Source organism: Cupriavidus sp. 05T313 (genome assembly GCF_056396665.1).
Genome location: NZ_JBFTLX010000069.1, coordinates 21,150 through 27,760, shown reverse-complemented (window position 1 = coordinate 27,760; position 6,611 = coordinate 21,150). Strand labels below are relative to the sequence as shown.

The window sequence follows — 6,611 nt, the reverse complement described above, 5'->3', positions numbered from 1 at the left end:
AGCCTGCAGTGAGGCGTATGTTTCTCCATCGAATTTAACCTACTAGGTTACAACTAACAAGGGAATTTGCGATGCACCGCGGCATGCACCCTGCGACGTCCCCCAACCTAGTTACAATGCTGGTTCCCATCCGATTCCGGCATGGGACCTTTCGTATTTCCGAGTGAGTCCGCCATGGTTTTCAAAGTGTTCGTAGATGGTCAGGAAGGCACTACCGGTCTCCGGTTGCTCGACTATCTCTCCGGCCGTTCCGACGTGGAGCTGCTGCGTATCGCCGATGACAAGCGCAAGGATCCGGCCGAACGAGCACGCTTTCTGAATGCCKCSGACGTCKCTTTCCTGTGCCTGCCSGAYGTSGCCTCGCGYGAAGCCGTGKCGCTGGTGACCAAYCCCAATACCTGCGTGATCGACGCCAGCACGGCGTTCCGCACCACCGACAGCTGGGCCTATGGCCTGCCGGAACTCACGCGCGGCCAGCGCGAGAAGATCCGCACCAGCAAGCGCATCGCGGTGCCGGGCTGCCACGCCAGCGCCTTCCTGATGGCGGTGCGTCCGCTGGTGGAAGCCGGCGTGATGCAGGCCGACTACCCGGTCTCGGCGTTCTCGCTGACCGGCTACAGCGGCGGCGGCAAGCAGATGATTGCCGAGTTCGAAGCCGGCGGTAACCCGAAGCTGGACAGCCCGCGTCCGTATTCGCTTGGCCTCGCGCACAAGCACCTGCCCGAGATGCGCGTGCAGGCCGGCCTGGCGCAAGCGCCGATCTTCAACCCCATCGTCGGCAACTTCCTCAAAGGCCTGGCCGTGACGGTACCGGTGTACCCGGATCGCCTGGCGCGCAAGGTCACGCCCGAGCAGATCGCGGATATCTACCGCAAGCACTACGAAGGCGAGCAGTTCGTGCGCGTGATGCCAGTGGGCGACGAAGCCAACCTCGACGGCGGCTTCTTCGACGTGCAGGGCAGCAACGACACCAACCGCGTCGACCTGTTCGTGTTCGGCTCGGCCGAGCGCATCGTGCTGATGGCGCGCCTGGACAACCTGGGCAAGGGCGCTGCCGGCGCCGCGGTGCAATGCATGAACGTGCATGTGGGCGCGGATGAAGCGACCGGCCTGAGCGCCTGAAGCAAGCCAACGTCCTCGAGAACAAAAAAAGAGCCACCCTGTGTGGCTCTTTTTTTGTCTGGGGCCGAAGCGCCCGGACCAGCCCGCTCGGCATCCTCGCTCAGGATGCGCCCCTGTACCGCTGGCGCCTTTACTTCTTCAGCGGCTTTTGCCGGTCGTCGTCGCCGCTGTCCATCGGCGCGCCGCCCAGGTTGGCCATATTGGCGCGGTAAGGCGGCAGCTTGCCGACGCTGGAGTCGATCGCGCGGGCATAAAGCGGCAGCACCTCGGGCAGGTGCTTCTCGAGTTCGGCGATGCGGGTGCGGCCCGAGGGATGGGTGGAAAGAAACTCCGAGCCTGACTGCGCCGTGGATTGGGACACCGTGCCCATTTTCTGCCACAGCGATACGGCGGCGCGCGGGTCGTAGCCGGCGCGCGCCGCGATGTCCATGCCCACCAGGTCGGCCTCGGTCTCGTCCGAGCGCGAGAACCGCAGCGTGAGCAACTGCGCCCCGGTGCCCAGCGCCATATTGCCCAGGTTGCCGAAGCCGAACAGTTGCGAAATCACGTTGGCGCCCAGGTTGGTGATCTCGGACTTGGCGGCCCGCTCGCGCGCATGCTCCTGCAGCGCGTGTGCGATCTCGTGCCCCATCACCATGGCGACTTCGTCGTCGGTCAGCCTGAGCTGGTCGAGCAGGCCGGTGTAGAAGGCGATCTTGCCGCCCGGCATGCAGAAGGCATTGACCTGCTTGGCATTGATCAGGTTGACCTCCCACTTCCATTGCTTCGCGCGCTCGTTCCAGCGCGTGGTCTGCGGCAGGATGCGCCTGGCGATGGCGCGCAGGCGCTGCAACTGCGGATTGTTGTCGCCGACCAGCGTCTTCTTGGCCTGCGCTTCCCCCTTGATCTGCTCGTACTCCTGCGAGGCCTGCTGCTCGATGACCTCCACCGGCACGATCTGGCGGATGGACGCCCCGCCGCGTTGCACGCGGATACCCTCGTCCGCGTCCTGTGGCTGCGCCTGGCCCTGGGCCTGTACCACTCCCATGCCAAGCGTGGCACTGGCGGCCAGCGCCAGCGCGGCCAGTTGCCGCGGCAACGCAATCCCGGCCCGCTGGTGGCGGTTCTGACAACGCTGGCGATCGGACATGGCGATTCCTCGGATGCGGTTTTCGGCAAGCAGGGCGCTGAAGGATTGGCGCGGCCAGGGCACCGCACGGACCCGGCGCATCCCGCTCACCAGGCCTGTGCTGACGGTAATGCAATAATACACGGCGCCTTGCCCCGCCTGATTGCCATCCTGATTCATGACCTTCCAAGACTATCTCGACATTTTCCGCAATCGCCGCATTGGCGCCATGCTCACGCTGGGCTTCGCTTCCGGGCTGCCGCTGGCGCTCACGTCCGGCACCTTGCAGGCCTGGATGACGGTGGAAGGCCTGGACCTCAAGACCATCGGCTTCTTCTCCCTGGTGGGCCAGGCCTATATCTTCAAGTTCCTGTGGGCGCCGCTGATGGACCGCTACACGCCGCCGCTGCTGGGCCGGCGCCGCGGCTGGCTGCTGGTGACCCAGCTCGGCCTGGTGCTGGGCATCGCGGGCATGGCCTTCTGTCCGCCGCACGAGGCGCTGTGGACGCTGGCGGCACTGGCCACGCTGGTGGCCTTCCTGTCGGCGTCCCAGGACATCGTGTTCGACGCCTACAGCACCGACGTGCTGCGCGCGCCCGAGCGCGGCGTGGGGGCGGCGGTCAAGGTGCTGGGCTACCGGCTGGCAATGCTGGTGTCGGGCGGGCTGGCGCTGTGGCTGGCCGACCGCGTGATGGGCTGGCAGCAGATGTACATCCTGATGGCGGGCCTGATGGGCATCGGCATCTTCAGCCTGCTGTGGGCGCCCGAGGCGGAATCTCCGGCGCGCACGCCGCGCTCCATGGAGGAAGCGATTCTGGGCCCGCTGCGCGACTTCTTCTCGCGCCCCGGTGCCTGGTGGCTGCTGCTGCTGATCGTGCTCTACAAGCTGGGCGATGCGTTTGCCGGCAGCCTCTCCACCACCTTCCTGATCCGCGGCGTGGGTTTTTCGGCTGGCGAAGTCGGCCTGGTCAACAAGACGCTGGGGCTGGCCGCCACCATCGTGGGCGCGCTGTTCGGCGGCACGCTGATGGTGCGCCTGGGGCTGTATCGCTCGCTGATGCTGTTCGGCATCCTGCAGGCTGTATCCAACCTGGGCTACTGGATCCTGGCGGTGACGCCGCAGCACCTGTGGACCATGGGCGCCACCATCGCGGTGGAAAACCTCTGCGGCGGCATGGGCACGGCGGCCTTCGTGGCGCTGCTGATGACGCTGTGCAACCGCTCGTTCTCGGCCACCCAGTACGCGCTGCTGTCGGCGCTGGCCTCGGTCGGGCGCGTCTATGTGGGCCCCAGCTCGGGCTACCTGGTGGAGGCCTTCGGCTGGCCGGCGTTCTACCTCAGCACCGTGGTGGCGGCGCTGCCCGGCGTGGCGCTGCTATGGGCGATGCGCCACACCGTGCACCACTACGAGGCGCAGGCCCGCGCCGCGGCCTGAGACCAGCTAGCACGCGCTTACTCTTACTGCTTGTAGTAGACAATCTGGTGCGAGGTCGCGAGCAACTCGCCCTGCGGGCTCCAGATCTGCGCGCTCTGGTCGAAGAAGCCCTGGCGGAACACCTGGGCCTGGGCGCTGCCCAGCACATGGCTGTCACCCAGCGCGGCCAGCGTGGGCGCGTCCGCATGGAAATACGTGGTCAGCGACACCGTGCCGGCCGGTACGAAACCGGCGCGCTTGAGGAAGATGCGCGGGTAGAAGGTATCGCACCATGCCGCCATCGCGGCAAAGTCCGGCGTACGCGCCGGCGCGTCGCGCAGCCAGAACTGCGTCAGGCTGTCCGGGTGCTCGGTGCCCGGTTCCGTGCTTGGCTTGGCGCCGCGCACTGGCCGCAACTCATAAGCATCCAGCCAGCGCACCTTCGCGAAGCCCGACATCGGCGCCACGGTTTCCGCCGGCGGTACTTGCGGGAACACCGCCTCGCCGCAGTTCCAGGTCTCGCGGCGCACCGCGAAGAAGGCGGTGGCCGTGGTTGCCACCTCGTCCCCCTGGCGCAGTTCGATGGACCAGTGCTGGGTGTTGCGGTTCGTGCGCACGGGGCGCGCCTCGATCACGAACGGCCCTTCGACGATCGGCCCGGCGAAGTTGACAGTCAGCGCGGACGGGTCGCCCAGCCGGGCGGGATGCTGCAGCACGGCCTGCAACAGGGTTGCCGCCGTGATGCCACCGAAGGGACCGATCATGTTCCAGTAGGCGGGCGTGGTGCGTCCGTGGAACAGATTGTCGCCCGCCGGCTCCAGCGCGATCGCGTGGTCGAAGGAATGGACGGTCTGGCTGGCTGGCGTGGCTGACATGTTGGGACCAAAAAAGTACGATCGTTCGATAATACTGCAAACGATGGACGGATGCTGGTGCCGCCGTCGAACTTCTCCTCCAGTCCGTTGGCTTCAGCCCTGCGTCCGCGCGTGCCGGAACGGATTCCAGCCCAGCTGGTTGCCGATCACTGCCAGCAGGATCAGCGCCATGCCGGCCACTTGCAGCGGCGTGAGCACGACCCCGAACACCAGCACGTCGATCACGATGGCCACCAGCGGGTACACGAAGGACAGCGTGGCGATCGACAGCACGTTAAGGYGCTGGAAGGCGCCGTACAGCAACGTGTACATCACGCCGGTATGTACCAGGCCCAGCGCCAGCAACGCCCCCCAGGTGCGCCCGCCAAACGTCTCCACGGCCGGGTGCGCAAGCGGGAACAGCAGGACCACCCCCATCACCATCTGCAAACCCGCGATCTGCCCTGCCGGAATGCCCTTGAGGCGGCGCGTGGCCATGGTGGTGACGGCGTACAGCAAGGCCGCCAGCATCGCCAGCGCCACCCCGTACAGCATGCCGCCGCTGGCGCCGCCGTGCTCCAGCCCGGTGATCAGCACCACCCCGCCAAAGGCCAGCACCAGCCAGGCAAGCCGCCCCGGGGCGATGGCCTCGCGCTGGAACGCCGCCGCAAGCAGCAGCAGGAAAAATGGCTGGGTGTGATAGACAACCGTGGACACCGATATGCCGCTATACGAATAGGCGGAGAACAGGGCCAGCCAGTTGAGGATCAGCGTGACACCGCCGAGCGCCAGCCAGCCCCAGTCCCGGCTGCGCATGGGCTGCCAGCCGCGGCGCAGGGCCAGCGTGCCCAGCAGGGCGGCGCCGCCGAAGATGCAGCGGAAAAACACAACGTCCAGCGGTGACTGTCCGCTGGTCACGACGAACCAGCCGATGGTGCCCGACAGCGTCATGGCGGCCACCATGCGCCACGCGCCGCCGCGCCGGACCGGTTCCGTGGCCGGTGACGCCGATGCGCCGGCCGGCGAAGCGGCGGCGGTGCCGGATTGATCGATGTTCATGGGAGTCTCCTGCGTACTTCGTGCCAATGGCCGCTATTGTTCCACCATGCAGGCAGGTCAACAATCCGCCCGATAAGCAATTACCATTTGACCTGTAGTCACAAATTCAGGAGACAGGCCATGCCAATCGCACAGCTGAACGCCATGGCGGTATTCGCCAGGGTGGTGGAATGCGGCAGCTTCTCCGCCGCCGCCCGCGAGCTAGGCATGACGCCTTCGGCCGTCAGCCGCCATGTGACACGGCTGGAGGCGGCCATCGGCGGCAGCCTGTTGCAGCGGACCACGCGCGCCTTCGCCCTGACCGAACTGGGACAAGCGGTGCACGCCGCCTGCGCGCGCATGGTGGCGGCCGCGCAGGAGGTGAACACGCTGGCAGGCGACCACGCCGGCACGCCGCACGGCCTGCTGCGGATCAGCGCGCCGGTGGTGTTCGGGCAGGCCTGGCTGGCGCCGCGGCTGCCGGCCCTGCTGGACAGCTATCCCGGGCTGGATCTGCAACTGACGCTGGCCGACCGCATGGTGGACCTGGTGGAAGAAGGCGTCGACGTGGCCATCCGCATTGCGCGCGAACTGGCGCCGGGGCTGGCGGCGCGGCCGATCCGCGCGGTGCGCTACCGGCTGGTGGCCGCCCCGGACTGGCTGGCCCGGCATGGCACGCCCACCGAGCCGGCGGCGCTGGCCGGGCATCGCTGCCTCTACCTGGGCTATGGCGCCTTTGGCGAACGCTGGAGCCTGCGGCACAAGCAGGACGGACAGACAGTGACGCTGCGCATCCCGCCGCGGGTCACGCTCAACAACAGCGCGGCGATTGTCGCCATGGCACAGGCCGGCGGCGGCATCGGACTGGTGCCCGACTTCTCCCCCGTGGCCGCGCTGGCGTCAGGCAGCCTGGTGCCGGTGCTGGACGACTGGGAAATCCTGGAGCCTTACGTGGGCACCGCTTTTGCGGTCTATACGCCGACGCGCCACCTTGCCCCCAAGGTCCGCGCCTTCATCGATCACCTTGTGATGCAGGCCGCCCTGGAGCAGGGCGCGGCGTGCGCCTAGACGAAGC

General features: G+C 67.2%; 6 protein-coding genes. 3 read left to right on the top strand and 3 right to left on the bottom strand.

Annotation, left to right across the window (positions count from 1 at the left end; all coding sequences use genetic code 11):
• Window positions 1-174: 174 nt before the first annotated feature.
• A complete protein-coding gene (gene argC / locus AC1DKD_RS17085; protein ID WP_477143499.1) occupies window positions 175-1,122 on the top strand; it encodes an N-acetyl-gamma-glutamyl-phosphate reductase in 948 nt (315 codons plus the stop codon).
• A gap of 130 nt (window positions 1,123-1,252) precedes the next feature.
• Here the strand turns inward: argC and AC1DKD_RS17080 are convergent, their stop codons facing one another.
• Window positions 1,253-2,149 carry a M48 family metallopeptidase gene (locus AC1DKD_RS17080; protein ID WP_441631523.1) on the bottom strand — a complete coding sequence of 299 codons (897 nt, stop codon included), beginning with the start codon at window positions 2,147-2,149 and terminating at the stop codon, window positions 1,253-1,255.
• A 259-nt stretch (window positions 2,150-2,408) separates the two neighbouring features.
• Here AC1DKD_RS17080 and AC1DKD_RS17075 point away from each other — a divergent pair, with 259 nt between their 5' ends.
• Window positions 2,409-3,665 (top strand): muropeptide transporter, encoded by a 1,257-nt coding sequence (locus AC1DKD_RS17075; RefSeq protein ID WP_441631488.1) that lies wholly within the window; start codon window positions 2,409-2,411, stop codon window positions 3,663-3,665.
• 23 nt (window positions 3,666-3,688) lie between these two features.
• On the opposite strand, the gene AC1DKD_RS17070 is transcribed toward AC1DKD_RS17075, so the two are convergent.
• Together AC1DKD_RS17070 and AC1DKD_RS17065 are read right to left on the bottom strand one after the other, a co-directional pair.
• Window positions 3,689-4,519 carry an acyl-CoA thioesterase gene (locus AC1DKD_RS17070; RefSeq protein WP_441631486.1) on the bottom strand — a complete coding sequence of 277 codons (831 nt, stop codon included), beginning with the start codon at window positions 4,517-4,519 and terminating at the stop codon, window positions 3,689-3,691.
• Window positions 4,520-4,612: 93 nt separating this feature from the next.
• A complete protein-coding gene (locus AC1DKD_RS17065; protein WP_477143498.1) occupies window positions 4,613-5,557 on the bottom strand; it encodes a DMT family transporter in 945 nt (314 codons plus the stop codon).
• Window positions 5,558-5,677: 120 nt separating this feature from the next.
• Between AC1DKD_RS17065 and AC1DKD_RS17060 the strand changes: the two genes are divergently transcribed.
• Window positions 5,678-6,604 carry a LysR family transcriptional regulator gene (locus tag AC1DKD_RS17060; RefSeq protein WP_477103456.1) on the top strand — a complete coding sequence of 309 codons (927 nt, stop codon included), beginning with the start codon at window positions 5,678-5,680 and terminating at the stop codon, window positions 6,602-6,604.
• Window positions 6,605-6,611: the final 7 nt, after the last annotated feature.

What these genes read in the sequence shown, in the direction of transcription:
- AC1DKD_RS17080 (WP_441631523.1), bottom strand. Translation starts at nt 2,149, where the DNA reads ATGGGAGTGGTACAGGCCCAGGGCCAGGCGCAGCCACAGGACGCGGAC.
- AC1DKD_RS17075 (WP_441631488.1), top strand. Translation starts at nt 2,409, where the DNA reads ATGACCTTCCAAGACTATCTCGACATTTTCCGCAATCGCCGCATTGGC.
- AC1DKD_RS17070 (WP_441631486.1), bottom strand. Translation starts at nt 4,519, where the DNA reads ATGTCAGCCACGCCAGCCAGCCAGACCGTCCATTCCTTCGACCACGCG.
- AC1DKD_RS17060 (WP_477103456.1), top strand. Translation starts at nt 5,678, where the DNA reads ATGCCAATCGCACAGCTGAACGCCATGGCGGTATTCGCCAGGGTGGTG.